Source organism: Paraburkholderia sp. BL6669N2 (assembly GCF_003387275.1).
Taxonomy (GTDB): domain Bacteria; phylum Pseudomonadota; class Gammaproteobacteria; order Burkholderiales; family Burkholderiaceae; genus Paraburkholderia.
The window spans coordinates 4,586,097-4,605,323 of record NZ_QUNA01000002.1 but is presented as its reverse complement, the minus strand read 5'-3'; the positions used below and the strand labels follow the sequence as shown (position 1 = coordinate 4,605,323).

Below are 19,227 nucleotides of genomic sequence, written 5' to 3'. Positions count from 1 at the left end.
TCGGACATGACGCGTGTCGATTACCTGCGAGGTAAAAGAACTCGCCGCGTCGCGCGTGCGGCAAGCACGCCGCGCGGCGAGGCGGCTGCACATCGCCTCCAGCTCGGCCATCACCTCGAACATCTCGATCAGCCTGTGCAGGCTGATCTTCGCGACCACGGCGCCATGTCGCGGCCGCATCTCCACCATGCCGGCCGCGGTCAGTTGGAGCAGCGCTTCGCGCACGGCCCGCGCTGATCGCCCGCCGCTCGGGTCTCGCCCGCGACGCCGTCGCTTTTTCACATCCGCCCTGATACGCCTGGCGCCCTCGCTGCCGCGTTGCCCTACGCCTAGAACACCTTTGATCTAAAACGGATTTTTTGCAAAATCGCGGCATTTCATCGCTCCACGAAACAAGCTATTGTAAAAAAGCTAAAAGACTTTGGAACCGGTTCCATTTATCATCCCGCCGGCAATCCCATGAATGCCGGAACGCAATCGCGCGCTCCAATCTGGTGACTAGAACAATATGCCCTCATCCCCTATCAGCTCTCGCCGTGGCTTTTTACGTACGGCTATCGCTCTGGTCCCGGCCGGCACGCTCGCCGGCTGCGAGGTCAAGCAAGCCACGACGGCCTCCGCGCCGGGTTCGGGCGAAAGCGCGAACGCGGGCCGCGCGTCCGGCGCGGACTATAAGCCGCATTTCTTCGACGCGAAGGAATGGGCGTTCATCCACGCCGCGGTCGACCGTCTGATTCCGTCGGACAGCGAAGGTCCCGGCGCCGTCGAAGCCGGCGTGCCCGAATTCATCGACCGGCAGATGGATACGCCGTACGCACACGGCGCGCTTTGGTACATGCAGGGACCGTTCACGCAGGGCGCGCCCGAACTCGGCTACCAGTTCAAGCTCGTGCCGCGCGATCTCTACCGCCTCGGCATCGCGGCGGTCAACGCGTACTGCACGAAGACTTACGCGCATCCGTTCGACGCCCTCGACGCCGCCACGCGCGACACCGTGCTCGGCGCGCTCGAGAAAGACAAGGTCGATCTGGAGAACGTGCCGGCCGGCGTGTTCTTCGGACAACTGCTGCAAAACACGCGCGAAGGCTACTTCTGCGATCCGATCCACGGCGGCAACCGCGACATGGGCGGCTGGAAGATGATCGGCTTCCCCGGCGCGCGAGCCGATTTCATGGACTTCGTCAATCAGAACGGCGCGGCTTATCCGTATGGCCCCGTGTCGATCGAAGGAAAGCGCACCTGATGTCTACTCAAACCAAACCGCACGTCGACGCGGTGATCGTCGGCTTCGGCTGGACCGGTGCGATCCTCGCGAAGGAACTGACCGAAGCCGGCCTGAAAGTCGTCGCGCTGGAACGCGGCGAATATCGCGACACCTATCCGGACGGCGCGTATCCCAACACCATCGATGAGCTGACCTACAACGTCCGCAAGAAGCTCTTTCTCGATCTTTCGAAGACCACGGTCTCGATCCGTCACGCGCCGAGCGATACCGCTCTGCCGTATCGCCAGTTGGCCGCGTTCCTGCCGGGCGAAGGCGTCGGCGGCGCAGGCCTGCACTGGTCGGGCGTGCATTTCCGCATCACGCCGGAAGAACTGCGCCTGAAGAGCCACTACGAGGAACGCTACGGCAAGCGCTTCATTCCCGAAGGCATGACGATTCAGGATTACGGCGTCAGCTACGACGAACTCGAACCGCATTTCGACTTCGCGGAGAAAGTGTTCGGCACCTCGGGCCAGGCGTACAAGGTGAACGGCAAGGTGGTCGGCGATGGCAACATTTACGAAGCGCCGCGCAGCGACAACTTTCCGCTCGCCGCGCAACTGAACACCTATTCGGCTGAGCGCTTCGGCAAGGCCGCGCGCGAACTCGGGCTGAATCCGTACCGTTTGCCGTCGGCGAATACATCGGGGCCGTACACCAACCCGTATGGCGTGCAGATGGGTCCGTGCAATTTCTGCGGATTCTGCAGCGGCTACGCGTGCTACATGTATTCGAAGGCCTCGCCGAATCTCAACATTCTGCCCGCCCTGAAGCCGTTGCCGAACTTCGAATTGCGCTCGCGCTGCCACGTGCTGCGCGTCGAACTCGACGATACGAAAAAGCGCGCCAAGGGCGTGACGTATGTCGATCCGGCGGGCAACGAAGTGTTTCAGCCGGCGGATCTCGTGATCGTCGCGGCGTTCCAGTATCACAACGTTCATCTGCTTCTGCTGTCGGGCATCGGCAAGCCGTATGACCCGATCTCGGGCGAAGGCGTGGTCGGCCGCAATTTTGCGTACCAGAACCTTTCGACCATCACCGCGTTCTTCGATAAAGACACCTTCACCAATCCGTTCATCGGCGCGGGCGGCAACGGCGTCGCGGTCGACGACTTCAATGCCGACAACTTCGATCACGGTCCGCTCGGTTTCGTCGGCGGCTCGCCGTTGTGGGTCAATCAGGCCGGCACCAAGCCGGTCAGCGGCATCGCCACGCCGGCCGGCACGCCGAACTGGGGCGCCGACTGGAAGAAGTCGGTGAAAGACCACTACGCGCACACCATTTCGATGGATGCGCACGGCAGCAACATGTCGTACCGCGACGTGTTCCTCGACCTCGATCCGACCTATCGCGATTCGTACGGCCAGCCGCTGTTGCGCATGACCTTCGACTGGAAGGACAACGACATCAAGATGGCGCGCTACGTGACCGGCCAGATGCACAAGATCGCGCAGCAGATGGGCCCGAAGTCGATCAACGTCTACACACGCGAATTCGGCGCGCACTTCGACTCGCGCCGCTATCAGACCACTCACCTGGTGGGCGGCGCGGTGATGGGCACCGATCCGAAGACAAGCGTGCTGAACCGCTACCTGCAAAGCTGGGACGTGCACAACGTGTTCGTGATGGGCGCCTCGGCGTTTCCGCAGGGCATCGGCTACAACCCGACCGGCCTCGTCGCGGCGTTGGCTTACTGGTCGGCGCGGGCGATCCGCACGCAGTATCTGAAGAACCCCGGGCCGCTGGTGAGCGTATGACGAAGAAGATCCATAACAAACGCTTCGCGCGAGCGCTCAAACGCGCGGGCGCGGCGGCTGTGCTGGGCATGAGCACGCTTGCCGCACACGCGGCAGCGCCGCAAAGCCAGAACGACGCAACGCTGATCGCGCACGGCGAATATCTCGCGCGGGCCGGCGATTGCATCGCGTGTCATTCGGCGCCCTCAGGCAAGCCTTTCGCTGGCGGGCTGAAGTTCGACACGCCGATCGGCGCGATCTACTCGACCAATATCACACCGGAGCGCAACACCGGCATCGGCGCGTGGACCTTCGCGCAGTTCGATCACGCGGTGCGCGCCGGCGTGAAGCCGAACGGCGACACGCTGTATCCGGCCATGCCGTTCCCATCGTATGCGCGCCTGAGCCAGGACGACATGCACGCGCTGTATGCGTACTTCACGCAAGGCGTGGCGCCCGTGAACCAGAAGAACAAACCGGTCGACATCGTCTGGCCTCTATCGATGCGCTGGCCGCTCGGCATCTGGCGTCACCTGTTCGCGCCCGAGCCGGTTTCGTTCGACGCGAAGCGTTACGCCGATCCGGTGATCGCGCGTGGCGCGTACCTGGTCCAAGGCCTCGGCCATTGCGGCGCGTGCCACACACCGCGCGCGGCGACGATGCAGGAGCGCGCGCTGAGCGACCTCGACGGCCCGGCGTTTCTCGCGGGCGGCGCGGCGATCGACGGCTGGATTCCGTCGAGCCTGCGCGGCAATCCGCGCACCGGCATCGGCGCGTGGAGCGAAGCCGATCTCGTGCAATTCCTGAAGACCGGACGCACGCAGCACAGCGCGGCCTTCGGCGGCATGACGGACGTCGTGCAGCACAGCATGCAGCATATGAGCGACGCCGATCTCACCGCGATTGCGCGTTATCTGAAGACGCTGCCGTCGACCGATCCGCAGGAAACGCCGTACGCATACGACGACACCGCAGCGCGCGCGCTGCGCATGGGGGACGCCACCGCGCCGGGCGCGGCCGTCTATCGCGACAACTGCACGGCCTGCCACCGCAGCGACGGTCGCGGCTACAACCGCGTGTTTCCGGCGCTGGGCGGCAATCCGGTCGTGCAGGGTAAGGACGCCACCTCGCTGATCCACGTGCTGCTCACCGGCAGCACGCTCGAAGGCACGAAGACCGCGCCCTCCTCGTTCACGATGCCGGCCTTCGGCTGGCGTCTGAACGATCAGGAAGTCGCGGATGTGACCAACTTCGTGCGCAACAGTTGGGGCAACCGCGGTTCAACGGTCAGCGCGACGGATGTCGCCCGCGTCCGCAAGACCGTCACGGTGCGCGCGCCCGACATGCCGCCAGGGGCCGCCCTGGCTCACTGATCGCACGTGGCCTCGCGTGACGCGTCCCGCTCGAGGGACGCGTCACAGATATGGCAAGCGCCGCTGCGCATACCCGCTTCATGCAGTCCGCTCCGTCATTCAGGAGCGGGCTTCCGCGTGCGCGGAAAAAAGAAAGATCGCCATTCAGGCGACTTGAGATAGAAGTTCCAACCAGGCTATGACTACGATGAAGAACCAATGGATTGCCGCACCCCTCTTGATGACGTTCGCCGGCATTGCGTCCGCGCAGAGTTCCGTCGTGCTGTACGGCATCGTCGATGCGGGCATTTCGTACCGCAGCAACGAGCGCACCGGCACGGCCGGCAACTATAGCGGCCACTCGAACGTCGCCGTGACGAGCGGCAACCTCTCCGGCAGCCGCTGGGGCATCAAGGGTCAGGAGGACTTGGGCGGCGGCTGGAACGCGTTGTTCCAGCTCGAGGACGGCTTCGACATCACGAACGGCAAGACCGGCCAGAACGGCGGCCTGTTCGGGCGTCAGGCGTACGTGGGTATCGGCAGCAAGCAGTACGGCACGATCACGCTGGGCCGCCAGTACACCTCGCTGAACGACTTCGTTTCGCCGGTCGCTCCGGTGGCGATGGTCGGCGGCTACGGCGCGCATCCGGGCGATATCGACGATCTGGATCAGACCGCGCGCGTCAACAACTCGATCAAGTACACGAGCGCGAACTATGCAGGCTTCACGTTCGGCGCGCTGTACGGTTTCGGCGGCCAGCCCGGCAGCCTGAAGCAGCAGAACACCTGGAGCGTGGGCGCCGCCTACGGCAACGGCCCGCTGCACGTGGGCGTCGGCTACGAACGCTCCGACAACAGCAAGACCGGCACGCAGGACACGACCTACGGCAAATGGAGCGGCACGGACGACGGCCTGTTCAATTCATCGATCAACGAAGGCTACGCCAGCGCGCAGTCGCAACAGATCATCGCGACGGGTGCGACGTACGACTTCGGGCCGGCGATCGTCGGTGTGAATTACAGCAACGTGCAGTATCGCTCCGGGGCGGACTCGCTGTTCAAGGGTCACGCTACGTTCAACATCGCCGGCGTGTTCGGACAATGGACGGTCCGTCCCGCCGTGCAACTGTTCGCGGGCTACAGCTACACGCGTGGCGGCGAAGTGGATGGCGTGGATGAGCGCGCGCAATATCACAACGTGACGCTCGGCGCGCAGTATGCGCTGTCCAAGCGTTCGACTGTCTATCTGATGGGTGGTTACCAGCACGCGTCGGGCGGCACGCTGGATGCGCTCGGCCATCCGGTCGCGGCGACTGCATCGGTTAGCGACAAGGGTAATGGCCACTCGTCGGCGACGCAATCGCAGGCGATTGTCAGCATCGGCGTGCGGCATAAGTTTTAAAACTTCGACGCGGCGCCGTGGTTCAACGGCGGCTGCTGTGGCGACGGCCTGCCGATTGATCTAGCGCTACGGCTGCGCCGCCGCGTCGAGCATCTCCAGATGACGCGCTTCGGTCTCGTCGTCGGCGGGGAACATGCATTCGAGGCGCAACTCCTGCGCCGCGATCGTCTGCGGCGTGCCCACGGTCGCGACCACCGAGAAATACTTCATGACGTGGCCGTTTTTGACGAAACCGATCGGGATCACCGGCATGGCCGCCGCCGACGCGGTTTCGGCCGCCGACTCGGGATGCCCCGGCTGCATGTTCTTTTCCACATCCGGGTAGGCGCGCAACGCATCGAGCAACTCGCGCGTCCGATCATCGATCACGCGCCCCACCGACTCGCGGTAGACGCGCTGAATCAAGCTATCCGCCACGGTCTGCCAGTCGGCCACGAAAGGGCGCATACCTTCCGGATCGAACACCAGATGCAGCATGTTGCGCGGCCCCTTGCGCGCCGCCATGTCGATAAAGCAATTGAAAAAACGTGGCGCCGCCTCATTGGTCATCAGCACGTTCCAGTAGCGGTCCATGACGAGCGCTGGAAACGGTTCATGCTGACGCAGCATGCGTCCAAGCGCATTCGTGACGCTATGCATTTCCTGTGCATTCCATGCGGCGTCGGCATACATTGGCGCGTACCCTGCTGCCAGCAGCAACGTGTTGCGTTCGCGCAGAGGGATGTCGAGCGCCTGCGCGATATCCATCAGCATCTGACGGCTGGGCACGCTGCGTCCGCTTTCGATGAAGCTGATATGACGCTGCGAGATGCCGGCATTGAACGACAGGTCCAACTGGCTGATGCCGCGCACGTCTCGCCAGTGACGCAACAAGACGCCGAGATCGTTCGGTGGCGCTTTTTTGACTGGGTTCGCAGGATTCATCGTGTTCCTGTCCGCAAGATGTTACCGGTAAGAGGTTCGGCGAGCGACGCTCGGCGAACCTCGTCGGTCAGGATACTCGCTAGCGGTGAGTGCGCCTTCCTTGCGGGAATCAAGCCGTCCAGGCGTGGACCTGAAACTGCGCTTCCAACGGCGGTTGCGTGATGCTGCCCACGTAGTTGGTGATAGTCGATGCTGCCGCCACCGCGAGTACTTCGAGTACCTGATCGCGACGGAAACCGGCTTCGAGAAATGCGCTCACGTCGCGCTCGTCGAGATGGCCGCGCTTCTGGATCGCATTTTTCGTCAACGTGGCAAGCGCGGCATGCTTGGGGTCAGCAGGCGTGCGGCCCGCGCGAAGCGCTTCGACATCGGCGGGCGTGAGTCCCTCGTTCAGCGCTAATGCCGTGTGAAACGCGACCGCCCACGTGCATGCGTTGGTGACGGCGTTCGTCAACAACAGCGTCTGGATCTGCGCTTCGGTGAACGTGCCCGAATGGACTTTCTGAAACAGATTGATGAACGCACCGATCAGCACGGGCGACTCGGCCATGGCTCCCGCGATGTTGGGGATGAAGCCAAAGGTCTGCCGGAGTTGTTGCAATACCGGTTTGGATTGCTCCGGCGCGGAGTCGATGGTGTGAACCTGAAACGTCGACATGATGTGTCCTTGATAGTGAACGCGGTTCGGGGTGAACCGCGCGACCACCGAAGATTAGGCTTGGGGGTGAGGGTCGGCAATTACCTTGGATGTAATAGAAACGGCGAATGGGGCAACCGTGTCTACTAGCCAGTGGGTCACTCGACGCACACATGAGGCGTGAAAATTCTGTTTATCCGCAACCGAATTTGGGAAATTTCACACACCATGATTTCGCCAGATTGGTGCAAACTTGATTATGTGCATCCCTATATACACGAACAATAAACATGAGAGACGTCTTAACCGAACCCGGTGAATTTGAGGTGCCGTCCGCTATTCGTTGCAATTCAACCGAGGGCAATGCAGCACCCGTCGCCACGTCCGCTTCCGCAGACTCCTATCAGTCCGTTTTCGACCTTCTACGCGCCGCTTTGATGGAATGCGCGCCGCCTGCGGTCACAAAGGCGATCGTGGTCCATCGCCGCTTTACGCAAGCATGCTTTGCCGCACATGAGGATCTGGATGCGTTTCTGTCCAAAGATCCGGCTCAACGCGGTTCAGCGGTGATCACGCTGACTGGCTCCACGTCATACAAAGCGATCCTGCATTACCGGCTTGCCCACGCGTTGATTGCCATAGGCGATGCCGGCGAGTTTGCATTTAACGAACTCGAAGCCTATGCCGCCCTCGTTTCAAGTCGCGGCAAACTGCTGTCCGGCGCGGAGATACATCCTCGATGCGAAATCGGCAGGCGTTTTGTTCTGGATCATGGCTGGGGATCGGTCATCGGCGAGACGAGCGTGATTGGTCACGATTGCTACATGCTCGGAGGTGTGACCTTAGGCGCCGCGGGTATTGCAAACAACCCGTCAGCCAGGCGTCACCCCAGTTTGGGGGATCGCGTACAGATTGGCGCGTTCGCCCGTATCTTCGGCAACATTCAAATCGGCAACGATGTATTCATCGGCACGCATTGCTGTATCACACAAGATATCCCTTCAGATTCCATTGTTACGCTTCGGTCGGAGACGCAAGTTGTACGTGGCGGTAACGCCGCCAAATGCGTTTAACCGGATTGCATAGTCGAGGTCACCCAATTAATGCTCTCATTCCCCAGACATACGGTCAGACTCTATTATTCGGATAACTTGCTATATAAAACGCGGTCCGTTGTTTCAAAGATCGGTAGCGACTATGTCGAACTGAACGCAACTGTTGCTTATCCCGAGGGAGGTGGCCAGGAATCCGACACAGGCACGCTAGCACTGCCGTGCGGCAATGCGATCCGATTCATTCACGTGCGTAAAATGTACGGCCGACGCGCCAATATTCCTGGCTTTCCGGACATTCAGCTAGGCGGGATTATCGAACATGTGATTCACCCCGAAGACATTCAATATCTCGCCGCGCTGCAAGTAGATGACGAAGTGCAGATCAGTATCGACACGATGCGTAGGGCTCAATTGTCCTTGAGCCACACTGCGTCGCATCTGCTATATCTGGGTGTCGGCAAGATCAGACCTGACGCCATTGCATGGACACTGGGATGCCACATCCGGACAGATGGCGCTCGCTTCGATTTCGGCGTCGGTAGCCGCTTTACGCCTGACGAAGTCCTGGCCATCGAGCAGATCGCGAACGACTTCGTGGCTCGCGGCAGCGCGGTTACAACGCGCGCCCATCCGGACCATATCGAAGCCCGCTATTGGCAATGCGAGGACAATCTCATACCTTGCGGGGGCACCCACATCGGCAACACCGCACCCATCGGGCGGATAAGCGTCCGCCGCAAGAGCATGGGGTCGGGTAAGGAACGTCTGTCGTGTCAATTCGACAACGCGCGCTTCGATACGGTTTCTTTCCACGCTGCTGACGGCGTAGCGCTTCGCGGGGATTAGTGTCATGAATGGAATTCGCGTCACCTCACATGCGAACCGTGGCGGGCTAAAAAAGCTGCCGCCCACGACTTATCTTCTCACGCTATGCCAGGCCATCAATCTGACTGCAGCCGTGGTCTCTGTCACCATCGCCGCACTCGTCGGTAGTAAGCTCGCGCCCAGTCACGCGTGGGCGACGGTGCCATACGGTTGCCAGTTTGCAGTGGTTGCTATCGCCACGTACCCGGCCGCAAGTTTCATGCGCCGTCATGGCCGCAAAAAAGGGTTTCAGCTCGGCGCCTTGTTTCTGATTGCCGCAGGCTGCATCGGCTATAACGCAACGACACAGAGTAGCTTTGCGCAACTGATCGTGGCGCATGGAATGCTCGGCTTGTATGTCGCTTTTGCGAACTTCTACCGCTTTGCCGCGGTCGATGGACTCGCGGCGGAGGTGCGTCCGAAGGGTTTGTCGCTAGTCGTGGCAGGCGGTATCGTTGCCGCAATTAGCGGCCCCCTTCTATCGATGGGCCTGAAAGATGTGGATGGCTTTGCGACATTCTCGCTGTGTTATGCGTCATTTGTGCTGCTCGGGCTCGCCACCATCGCGCTGATCGCAATCTGGCGTCCGATTGAATCTCCGGCAACGGTTCAGCGCTCAGTCGAAGCCCGCAACATCGCCGCGACCGCGCCAATTACGGTTGCAATAGTCGCGTCCGCGCTAAGCTATCTCATCATGAATATGCTGATGGTTCAGGCGTCGCTTGTCATGGAATCGGTGTGCGTGTCGTTCCATGCGAGTTCACTTGCAATTCAAGGGCATGTCATAGCCATGTTTGCTCCATCCCTCGTGACCGGGGCCATTCTCATCCGCGCAGGCCACCGCAACTCGCTTCTCGCCGGTTATGCATTACTGGCCTGCGCAGCTGCTTTGGGAGTCTGGGGCTCAAATCTTTGGGCATTGATCGCAGGTTTGATCATGCTCGGCGTGGGTTGGAATTTCGGCTACGTGGGCGGCGGCGCTTTGTTGGCTTGCGTGTTGACCGACAGCAATCGTCATCGGATGCAGGGCATCAACGACTCCGTCATCGCGATCTGTGCAACCGTTGGCGCTTTTTTTCCTGCCGTATTACAGGCCTTCATCGGCTGGAAAAATACGAACCTGCTGTGCCTCACTCTTTGCGCTATTGCGGCCTGCCTCACATGGATGTGCATGCGCAAAGCCGGCGCGCCGACTGCAGAGGTGCTTCCGTCATGACGCTCAATCTCATTGACAAGCGCCCTTTCGCTAGCGTCGCTACCGGACGAGGCGATGTCACAGCCACGCCGCTTCGCGAGGTTAGGCCCGGACTTCTTCTCAAGTTTGAATGCGATAATCCCGGCGGTAGCCACAAAGTGCGGGCTGCACGCTTCATCGTTCGGAGCGCGATCGCGAGCGGCGAAATCGTTCCTGGCCGAACCACCATAATCGAAAAGACCGGTGGCAACTTTGGCTTTGGACTTACCCTCGCCTGCCAGGCACACGCCATACCCGTCGAGCTTGCCGTTGGATTGGGATTCAGCGCCGTCAAACGACGCTGCCTCGAATTGTTCGGCGCCCGGCTTATCGGCTTGGACATGCTCGAACGCGGTGCGACTCCGCGCGAGGTCGTGCAATGGCACTTGGAGCATGCGGCGGAACATGGCCGCAGTTACTTCTACACCGATCAATTTCGCAACGCCGCGAGCGTCGCCGCTCACGAATTGGAAACCGGGCCCGAAATCGCCGCGCAACTCAAGGCGTGGCCGGAGGTCAGAGAACTGACCTTTGTTTCGTGTGCTGGCACGGGCGCCAGCCTCGTCGGCATTGCAAAGGCGTTGAAACTGGCGGGTTATAGCGTCACCGTTGTCCTCGTCGAACCGCAGGGATGCGACTCGCGAAATGGCGTTTTCTTGGATCACAAGCTCGAGGGCATGTCGGTGGGCGTCGTACCGCCTTTTATCGAGTGGAACCTGATCAGTGAAATCAGAACAGTGACGTACGATGAAGTCTTGAACACGCGCAGAACCTTTGCACGCGATTCTGGGTTCCTGGTGGGCAACACTGCTGCCGCGTGCCTCACCGTGGCGAACAGTCTGGCCGCCGGCGCAACCGCTGAGCACAAGATCCTGTCAATCCTGTACGACCACGGCCTGTGGTACCTCCGGTAGACATTCGATGCGACTAGCGACCACTAAGCTCGCTCGGCACACGCAAAAAAACCGGGCCATCACGACCGGCTTTTTCCCCGCCAAGAAACACAACCCAATCAGGAGCGTTGAATAATCCGCATCTCCGCCGCCGTTGAATCGACACCTGCACGCCTTTCGCGGCCAGCGCCGAACTGAGTCCTCGCCGTGACGGCAGAAGTATGACCTACGCCACGCAGCATAGGGCTCAACGCGTTATATAAAGCCCAGCCGTGACACAGTCAGCGGCAATTACCCGACAATAGAAGCTGCGACAACCTTGCCGCCCCGTCGCCCTTCTCATCGTCCGGAGACCATGCCATGAACAAACGCCAGTTCCTGACCAGCGCCGCGCTGCTGGGCGTGACAGCTGCGCCTGCACTGGGCAGCCAGCGCGTCCGGAAAGAAGCCTGTGCGGCATCGCCCGCCGTTCTGACGATCACCGGCGCGATCAAGCGCCACAATCGCGGCGCGCTCGATCCCGCGTTCGACCAGTTGCTCGCCAAGCATCAGGTGAAGTTCTCCGAAGCGTACTCCGTCGATTTCGCTACGCTCGCCGGCATGCCAGCGGTAACGATCAAGCCCACCACCGAATACGATTCCCATCAGCACGCCTTGAGCGGCCCGCTGCTCACGCATGTGCTCGAGCACGTCGGCGCGCCCACTGCGGGCAGCACGCAAATCGTCATGCACGCGGTGGACGGCTATGCAGTCGCGACGACACTCGATAAAGTGCGCGCCTATCAATTCATCGTGGCGACACAAATGGACGGCAAGCCACTGCCGCTTGGCGGAGTCGGTCCGCTGTGGGCCACCTACAACGCGGATAATATCCCTGAGTTGTCGAGCAAGCCGCTCAAAGATCGTTTCGAACTGTCGCCTTGGGGCTTGTATCATCTGCAGGTCACCGAGGCTTAAAGGCTAAGGCGTGCCGCCGACCTTGGCTTAACGCTCGCCAGCGATGGCAAACCCGGCACACGCGCCACCTCAAAACAAATGATGAATCCCCCCAAGAACAACAGTCTGCCGCCCACCTGACGCAGCCCCAATACCAAGCGTATTCGCCACAGCGCCGCCGCCTGCGGTCTCGAACATCAGATCGGCGTAAAGCTGCGTCGCCTTCGACAACGAATACACGTTCGCCACCGTGAACTGCGTCCAGCGACGCCCATCGAGCGTCGCGGTCCATGCGGCCGCCGCGACTTCCTCGGCGGGCGTCAAACGCAGATTGGCGCCGCCGTCGAAGCTGCGAAAGTGCTCGCTGCCGCCGTTCGAGGCGATCCGCACATCGGTGGCAAGCGCATGCAGCGTCACCCGCTCGAACCGGTACGATCCGCCGATGCCCATATCGCGCACCTGTTTTGCGTTGAAGGTCGCGCCGGGTGCGAGCGTCTGCCCTTCGAACGAAGTCAACCCGAGTCCGTTCGACAGCGGCAGCAAACGGTCGCGATACTCGGAATACGCCGCCACCAGTTTGAGCGGACCATTCGTATAGTTGGCGCCGAAGCTGATGGTCCGCCCGTTGGTGTTGCTGGCTGCCGCGCCGGGAAATCCATAGAGCGCGCCGAGCGTCAGGCCGCCATAGCTGGCGCTTTTCCATTTCACCGTGCTCGACAACTGCACGGGCAAGGTGCTGCCGAGACCATCCAGATTGCCGGGGTGAAACGCGGAAAAGTCGCCGAGTAGTTGTCCGGTCGAGACCGAACCGAGCCAGTCGAAATTCCAGTCGGTCTGACGGCCGAGCGTCACCGTACCGAAGCGCGGATCCGATAGTCCCACGTACGCCTGGCGATTAAAGAATGTCGTGCTGCTCGCGGAAGCGCCGGTCGTCGTGACGAAACCGCTCTCGAGTCTGAACACGACCGAACGGCCCGCGCCGATATCCTCCACACCCTGAAAGCCGAAGCGATCGGCCTGCATGGTGCCCTGCTCCGCGATATAAGCCGATGAGCCGTGCAGATTGCTCACATAGCCGAGACCTGCGTCGAGACTGCCATACAGCGTGACACTGCTCTGCGCGAAAGCCGTCGAGGAAACAACGAGCGCAGCCGAGCCCGCGACGAGCGTCGCGAGGCAAGCGATTTTGATTTTCATGGCGTGTGGTGAAACGTTGGAAGGAAAACTGCGTGGGGCGTGGAAAGCCGAAATCAGATGGTCTGCACTTTCTCCGCCGGTGCGAGACGCCATGCGCCGAACACCAGATTGACGACGATCGCCGTGAGCGTGCCCGCAGCCATGCCGTTGCCCAGCACGATCTGTAACGAGGCGGGAAACGCCGCGTAGACATTGGGGACCAGCACCGGTATCAGTCCCATGACGAGCGCGGCGGCAAGCGTGTACTGATTGCCCCGCACGTGAAGGTCGACCGTGCCGAGCAGATTGATGCCCATCACGCCGATCATCGCGAACACGATCAGGGCCGTGCCGCCGACCACCGGTGCGGGAATCGCGTACGCAAAGCGTCCGAGCGGCACAAACAGCGCAATGAGCATCAGCATGGCACCGGCCGTCGCGGTGACGTAGCGCGAACGCACGCCCGTGGTTTGCACGACGCCGATATTCTCCGCGCTGGTGATGATGAGCGAAGTGCCGAGCAGCGCGCCGATCAATGACGCCAGCGCATCGCCGCGAATCGTGCGCGGCACGTCGCGGCGCATGTCGATCTTCCTGCCCGTGATCTCGCCGACGGCCACCGTCTGCCCCGTCGCTTCGGCCATCGAGATCACACTGAAGATCAGCATGGGCAGAGCGGCCAGCACATCGAAGCGCGGCATGCCGAACGGCAGCAGCGTCGGCAGCGTGAGGAGCGGCCCGCTCCACAGCCCGTTGGCCGGCATCAAGCCCATCGCCCAGGCGGCAAAGGTGCCGGCGGCAAGACCTAGCAGCACGGCCAGCCGGCCCACCGTGCCCTTGAAGAGTCGCGCCACGACGAGTGTGGCCACGATCGTGAGCAGCGCAAGTCCCAGCGACTGGGGCCGCGCGAAGCCCGGCGTACCGGGCTGTCCGACCACGATGCCGGCATATATTTTGATCAGACTCACCGACACGAGCACCAGCATCGTGCCCACCACCACGCGGGGAAAGAACCGCAGACAGCGCGCGAATACCGGCAGCACGATCCAGTAGAACAGACTGGTGAGAATCGCGGCGCCGGCCGCCGTCCGCAAGTCCGTTTGCGTCGCGATGACCGCGAACAGCATCGCGGGCGCGCCGCCCGGCACCATCACGAACGGCAGCCGTGCGCCGATCGATCCCGCGCCGAGCGATTGCAGCAGCGTGCCCACCCCGCACACGAAGAAGGTCGCGCCGATCAGATGCACGGTCACATCCGATGGCAGCGACAACATGCGCGACACCAGAAACACCGCGGTGACCGGCGAGGCGGCCATCGACAGCACATGTTGCAGGCCGAACAGCACGAGTTGCCACGCGGGCAGGCGCGCGTCGACGCTATGAATGGCGGGTTCTGGATTCACGTTGCCCTCGGGGTTTGAAGTGCGATGAAGCGCGGCAGTCAAGCGCGCAACCACGGCAATTGCTCGCGGCTGTAGCGGAAGGTCTGGAACACGCTGTTCAACTGGCCGGGACCGGTTTTACGCGCCGCTTCATCCGGGTATTCGCCGAACCACGGAATCACGTACTCCCACACCACCTCGCCTGCCGGCGTCACTTCGAATAAACGCCCTGTGGCCGACTCGGTAATGTGCGTATTGCCGTTCGCGAGGCGCTGCGCGTTGCCCATGAACGCGCTGTAGAACATGTTCACCATGTCATCCGCGTATGACCACACCACTTCGCGGCTAACGGGATCGATCTCCAGCACACGCGAGAACACCACGTGCGCGCCAGCGCGGAAATTGCCGTTGTCGAAGGTGAGAATGTTGCCGTTGGCGAGCACCACCGGCGCATGCTGATGCGAAACCACGCTCGGTGGAATGTGCGTCTGCACAGCGCCCGTCTCACGATCGACCGCGATGATGCCCGACGTGGTGCGCAAACTCATCAGCACCTCGCCCTGTGCGTTCACACCAAGCCCGTTCACGAGCGGCCAGTGATAGCGGCCGAAGCCGGGCGCGATGGGAAAGTCTTTGGGATTCAGATGCTCCCAGGCCTTCCATTCCCATACGAGTTCGCCCGCTCGATTCACTTCGCGGATCACGTCGCCGTACATCACTTCTTCGGGACCATGCGCGGTGCCACCCGGCACGCGATCGGCGAAACCTGCCGGCGCCGGCGCGCATGCGGCATAGAGCAGATTGCCGTTCGGCAGCCACTGCGCGTCGTGGTGATGCGCCGGATCTTCGTAACGCCAGACCACTTCGCCTCCCGGCGTGACTTCGTAGAAATCGCCGCCATGCCACATCGACCACGGTGCGTAACGGTCTTCCGAGTCCGCATGGTTGCCGTTGTAGCCGAGATTGCCGTTCGGGAGAATCACCGCGTGACGGCCGGGACGCACCGGCATCTGCCATTCGTGCACGACCTCGCCGCCGATATCCACGAGATACACGCGTCCGCCCGCTGTCTGCGGCGCGATCAGCGTATAGCCGCCGGCGGATAGTTTCGGGTCGTGAGCAATGAGGCCGACGCCGCGGCGGCGCTGGGTAATCTGATCGACTGAGGTGGTCACGATTCGCTCCGTTAAGATGTTGGAACAAATCTAGGCCATTCGCTGCGTCAGGAAAATCTGATTGTTCTATACGGGCCGTTCGAGAAAACTATACGGGCTAGTCATGCGTCCAATATCACAGACATTCCGCTGTTTCGACGAGGTGGTCAGGCGCGGTTCGATCCGTAAAGCGGCGGAAGCGCTGCATCTGACCGCTGCCGCAGTGCACCAGCAAATCCTCAATCTCGAGGAACAGGTCGGCTCGCCGCTGTTCGACCGCTTGCCGCGCGGCATGCAGCTCACCACCGCCGGCGAGATCATCATTGCGGCAGTGCGGCGCGGCCAGCGCGATTTCGACAACGCCATGACGCAGGTGGAAGATCTGCGCTCGCTGCGGCGCGGGCATGTCAATCTGGCGGTGTCGCCGTCGTCGGCCGAGCAATTGGTGCCCGATGCGATTCAGGCCGCGATGGAGCGCTATCCCGGCGTGACCTACAGCGTGCGTTCGGGCAACGGCGAAAGCATCCTGAAGTGGGTGGAGACCGGCGAGGCCGACATCGGCTACGGCCTGCGCCGCAAGCCGCCGCCAGGCGTCGTGGAAGTGCGCGCGTTCGCGCAGTATCTCGGCTTGGTCACGCCGCCGGGGCATCCGCTCACGAAGCTTCAGAAACGTCCGCGCCTGCGCGAATGTCTCGACTACCCGCTCATCCTGATGATGCCGGATACCGAATTACGCGCCATGGTGGACCAGATCGATCATCGCGAAAGACGCAAGGCACGTCCTCTGGTGGAAACCAGTTCTGTTTCGATGGTGCGCCGTCTCGTGGCGGACGGTGTCGGCATCGGATTTCTGATCGCGGAGAACGTCGCGGAAGACGTGGCCGAGCGTAAGCTGGCATGGACCCCGCTCGCCGATGCCGGCGCCCAATCGTTCAGTTGTCTGTATCAACGCTCGGATCTGACGAGCACGGTCGCGATGAGCATGTTCCTGCAGTTCCTCGGCCAGGCGATCGAAACAATCGAGGACCGCTTTCACACGTCGACGCAATCGGCCCGCAAGCGCGGCACGCGAATCAGGTAAGCGCGCGGACCGTTGCGCCGAATCGCTCGACGCACGCCTGACGCGCCCGCTCGACCGGCATCGACCAATCCTCGCCCGGCGCGCGGCGAAACAGCCGCAGCGTGTGGGGATACCACGGCGAATCACTGCGATCGTGCAGCCAGCGCCAGTCGATATCTTTTTCCGGCAGCATCACCCAGCACGGCGTGCCGAGCGACGCGGCCAGATGCGCGGTAGATGTGTCCACGCAAATCACCAGGTCGAGTTGCGCGACTATCGCAGCGCTGTCCGCGAAATCCGTCACGCGCGAGCCGAGGTCCAGCAGCGGTTGACCGGCGGGTGGATGGCGCGCCTCGTCTTCGCCACATCCTTTTTGCAGACTCACGAAGCTCAGGCCCGGCACGCGCCAGAGCGGCGCCAGCATAGCGAGCGAGGGTATCGAGCGGTTCATATCGTTATGATGGTTCGCGTTGCCTCTCCATACCAAGCCAATCTTGCGGCCGGAAGGCAGCGCGTCCAGCATGGGGCGCCAATGCTCGACCAGCGCCGGCTCGGCCGTGAGACGCACGGCGCGCGGAATCGTGTCCACGCTCGTGCGCAGATGCAGCGGCGCGCTCAGCAGGCTCGTCCAGCAGTCGTAAGTGGACGCCTCTGCGCGCGCGGTATCGTGATCGAGCACGGCATCCACGCCGTCGACGCTTGCCATCAGCCGGTGCAACGACGGTGCGCACGCAAAGGCGATATGCGAGGCGCCCTGTGCCTTCAGCAAGGCGAGATAGCGGCTGAACTGGATCATGTCGCCGAGGCCATCTTCCTGCCACACCAGCAGCGACTTGCCGGCGAGCGTGTCGCCTTGCCACTGCGGGCAACTCAGCATCGACCTAGTCTTGTGATGGACGAAACCGGGCTGCTCGTAACGGCATTCGTAAAGACGCCACCCCTCTTCGAAGCGGCCCATGGCGAGCAGCAACACGGCCAGGCCGAATTTTGCATCGCCGTAATCGGCACGTAAAGCAAACGCGCGGCGATAAGCGCTCTCGGCCTCGGGCCATTGCATGAGTTGCGCCTGCGCTGCGCCGAGGTTGTAGTGCGCTTCCGCCAGATCGGGACGCAGGCCGAGCGCCTGCTCGAAAGCCTCGACAGCCTCCGGCAGTCGGTCGAGCCGGCGAAGCGCGCAGCCCAGGTTGTTGTGCGCATGAACGAGATCGGGCCGCAGGCGAATCGCCTCGCGGTAAGCCAATTCGGCTTCCCAAAGACGCTCCATTTTGCACAGCGCCACGCCGAGGTTGTAGTGCGCTTCAGCGTAGCCGGGACGTTGTGCGATGGCGTCGCGATACGCCGCCTCGGCTTCGGGCAGACGTTCAAGATCGGCGAGCACGGTGCCGAGATTCAGGAGGGCTTCCGCGTAATCCGGACGAATGGCAAGGGCAAGGCGAAAAGCCAGCTCGGCTTCGGCGAGACGGAAAGTGGCCTTCAGCACGCCGCCCAGGTTGTTGAGCGCCTCGGGATACTGTGGCCGGATAGTCAGCGCCTCGCGATAGGCAACGTCCGCTTCGGCGAAGCGGCCCAACTCCATCAGCACGTTGCCCAGATTGTTATGGGCTTCGGCGTGAGCCGGCAGTCCCCGCAGCGCCTCGCGGAATGCCACTTCCGCTTCCGCCAGGCGGCGCAGTTCGTGCAATACGATGCCGCGGTTGTAGTGGGCTTCGGGGTAGTTGGAGCGAAGCGCCAGCGCCTCGCGATACGACGCTTCCGCTTCCTCCTTGTAGCCGAGCCCGTAGAGCACGGCGCCGAGATGATTGCGGGCGTCGGCGTCGGCGGGCCGCAGCGCGACCAGTTGCCGGTACATCGCCTTGGCGGCGGACAGACGCCCGAGCGACTTGAGCAGCATGCCGAGACTGCCGTACACCTCGGCATAGCCCCGTTTGCGTTGCAGACAGCGGCGCCAATAGCTTTCCGCCTCCGCGGGACGCTGCAAGGCGAACGAACAGGCCCCGGCGATATTCAACGCGTCGGCAAGCGCGTCGTCCGGCAGCGCATCGCCGTCGACGAATGGCGTCACCATCGACAAAGCCTCGGCGAATTGTCCGGCCGAGAACAACGAGACGGCCTGCTGGTTGATATCGTCGATCGAGGTTGCGAGCTGCGTGTGGTTCAT

17 protein-coding genes are annotated in these 19,227 nt (G+C 62.1%); 11 read left to right on the top strand and 6 right to left on the bottom strand.

Annotated features, from left to right (window positions below; translation table 11 throughout):
• The first annotated feature begins 6 nt into the window (after positions 1-6).
• The 5 genes from B0G80_RS48380 (at position 7) to B0G80_RS43245 (ending at position 5,754) form a co-directional block, all read left to right on the top strand.
• Positions 7-237: a hypothetical protein gene (locus B0G80_RS48380; protein ID WP_181920191.1), complete on the top strand. Its 231-nt coding sequence runs from the start codon at positions 7-9 to the stop codon at positions 235-237.
• 271 nt (positions 238-508) lie between these two features.
• Positions 509-1,243, top strand: a complete 735-nt coding sequence (locus tag B0G80_RS43260; protein ID WP_116123585.1) for a gluconate 2-dehydrogenase subunit 3 family protein — start codon at positions 509-511, stop codon at positions 1,241-1,243.
• The gene (locus B0G80_RS43255; RefSeq protein ID WP_116123584.1) at positions 1,243-3,021 is read left to right on the top strand and encodes a GMC family oxidoreductase; all 1,779 of its coding nucleotides are present in this window, start codon (positions 1,243-1,245) and stop codon (positions 3,019-3,021) included. Before B0G80_RS43260 ends, B0G80_RS43255 begins: the two co-directional genes overlap by 1 nt.
• Positions 3,018-4,373 (top strand): cytochrome c, encoded by a 1,356-nt coding sequence (locus tag B0G80_RS43250; protein WP_116123583.1) that lies wholly within the window; start codon positions 3,018-3,020, stop codon positions 4,371-4,373. Before B0G80_RS43255 ends, B0G80_RS43250 begins: the two co-directional genes overlap by 4 nt.
• A gap of 187 nt (positions 4,374-4,560) precedes the next feature.
• Positions 4,561-5,754, top strand: coding sequence for a porin (locus B0G80_RS43245; protein WP_116123582.1), 1,194 nt, complete (start codon positions 4,561-4,563; stop codon positions 5,752-5,754).
• 66 nt (positions 5,755-5,820) lie between these two features.
• On the opposite strand, the gene B0G80_RS43240 is transcribed toward B0G80_RS43245, so the two are convergent.
• Both B0G80_RS43240 and B0G80_RS43235 read right to left on the bottom strand, forming a co-directional pair.
• Positions 5,821-6,678 (bottom strand): helix-turn-helix domain-containing protein, encoded by an 858-nt coding sequence (locus tag B0G80_RS43240; RefSeq protein WP_116123581.1) that lies wholly within the window; start codon positions 6,676-6,678, stop codon positions 5,821-5,823.
• A 109-nt stretch (positions 6,679-6,787) separates the two neighbouring features.
• On the bottom strand, positions 6,788-7,336 hold the full coding sequence (locus tag B0G80_RS43235; protein ID WP_116123580.1) for a carboxymuconolactone decarboxylase family protein: 549 nt from the start codon (positions 7,334-7,336) through the stop codon (positions 6,788-6,790).
• A gap of 269 nt (positions 7,337-7,605) precedes the next feature.
• On the opposite strand from B0G80_RS43235, the gene B0G80_RS43230 reads away from it, so the two are divergent.
• From B0G80_RS43230 to B0G80_RS43210, 5 genes are all read left to right on the top strand, one after another.
• Complete coding sequence (locus tag B0G80_RS43230) at positions 7,606-8,388, top strand: serine O-acetyltransferase (RefSeq protein WP_258879203.1); 783 nt, start codon at positions 7,606-7,608, stop codon at positions 8,386-8,388.
• A gap of 30 nt (positions 8,389-8,418) precedes the next feature.
• Entirely contained in the window at positions 8,419-9,216 is a 798-nt protein-coding gene (locus B0G80_RS43225) for an alanyl-tRNA editing protein (RefSeq protein WP_116123578.1), read from the top strand.
• Between the two features lie 4 nt (positions 9,217-9,220).
• Positions 9,221-10,450, top strand: coding sequence for an MFS transporter (locus B0G80_RS43220; protein ID WP_116123577.1), 1,230 nt, complete (start codon positions 9,221-9,223; stop codon positions 10,448-10,450).
• The gene (locus B0G80_RS43215) at positions 10,447-11,382 is read left to right on the top strand and encodes a PLP-dependent cysteine synthase family protein (RefSeq protein WP_116123576.1); all 936 of its coding nucleotides are present in this window, start codon (positions 10,447-10,449) and stop codon (positions 11,380-11,382) included. The genes B0G80_RS43220 and B0G80_RS43215 overlap by 4 nt, the downstream gene beginning before the upstream one ends.
• A gap of 339 nt (positions 11,383-11,721) precedes the next feature.
• Positions 11,722-12,318 carry a molybdopterin-dependent oxidoreductase gene (locus tag B0G80_RS43210; RefSeq protein ID WP_116123575.1) on the top strand — a complete coding sequence of 199 codons (597 nt, stop codon included), beginning with the start codon at positions 11,722-11,724 and terminating at the stop codon, positions 12,316-12,318.
• A gap of 69 nt (positions 12,319-12,387) precedes the next feature.
• On the opposite strand, the gene B0G80_RS43205 is transcribed toward B0G80_RS43210, so the two are convergent.
• From B0G80_RS43205 to B0G80_RS43195, 3 genes are read right to left on the bottom strand one after another with little or no spacing between them, the layout of a single operon-like run.
• Positions 12,388-13,494: a porin gene (locus B0G80_RS43205; RefSeq protein ID WP_116123574.1), complete on the bottom strand. Its 1,107-nt coding sequence runs from the start codon at positions 13,492-13,494 to the stop codon at positions 12,388-12,390.
• A 53-nt stretch (positions 13,495-13,547) separates the two neighbouring features.
• Positions 13,548-14,876: a uracil-xanthine permease family protein gene (locus B0G80_RS43200; RefSeq protein ID WP_116123964.1), complete on the bottom strand. Its 1,329-nt coding sequence runs from the start codon at positions 14,874-14,876 to the stop codon at positions 13,548-13,550.
• 38 nt (positions 14,877-14,914) lie between these two features.
• Entirely contained in the window at positions 14,915-16,030 is a 1,116-nt protein-coding gene (locus B0G80_RS43195) for an aryl-sulfate sulfotransferase (protein ID WP_116123573.1), read from the bottom strand.
• 103 nt (positions 16,031-16,133) lie between these two features.
• Here B0G80_RS43195 and B0G80_RS43190 point away from each other — a divergent pair, with 103 nt between their 5' ends.
• Positions 16,134-17,090: a LysR family transcriptional regulator gene (locus B0G80_RS43190; RefSeq protein WP_116123572.1), complete on the top strand. Its 957-nt coding sequence runs from the start codon at positions 16,134-16,136 to the stop codon at positions 17,088-17,090.
• Here B0G80_RS43190 and B0G80_RS43185 read toward each other — a convergent pair.
• The gene (locus B0G80_RS43185; protein ID WP_116123571.1) at positions 17,083-19,227 is read right to left on the bottom strand and encodes a tetratricopeptide repeat protein; all 2,145 of its coding nucleotides are present in this window, start codon (positions 19,225-19,227) and stop codon (positions 17,083-17,085) included. The two genes, B0G80_RS43190 and B0G80_RS43185, sit on opposite strands and share 8 nt — an antisense overlap.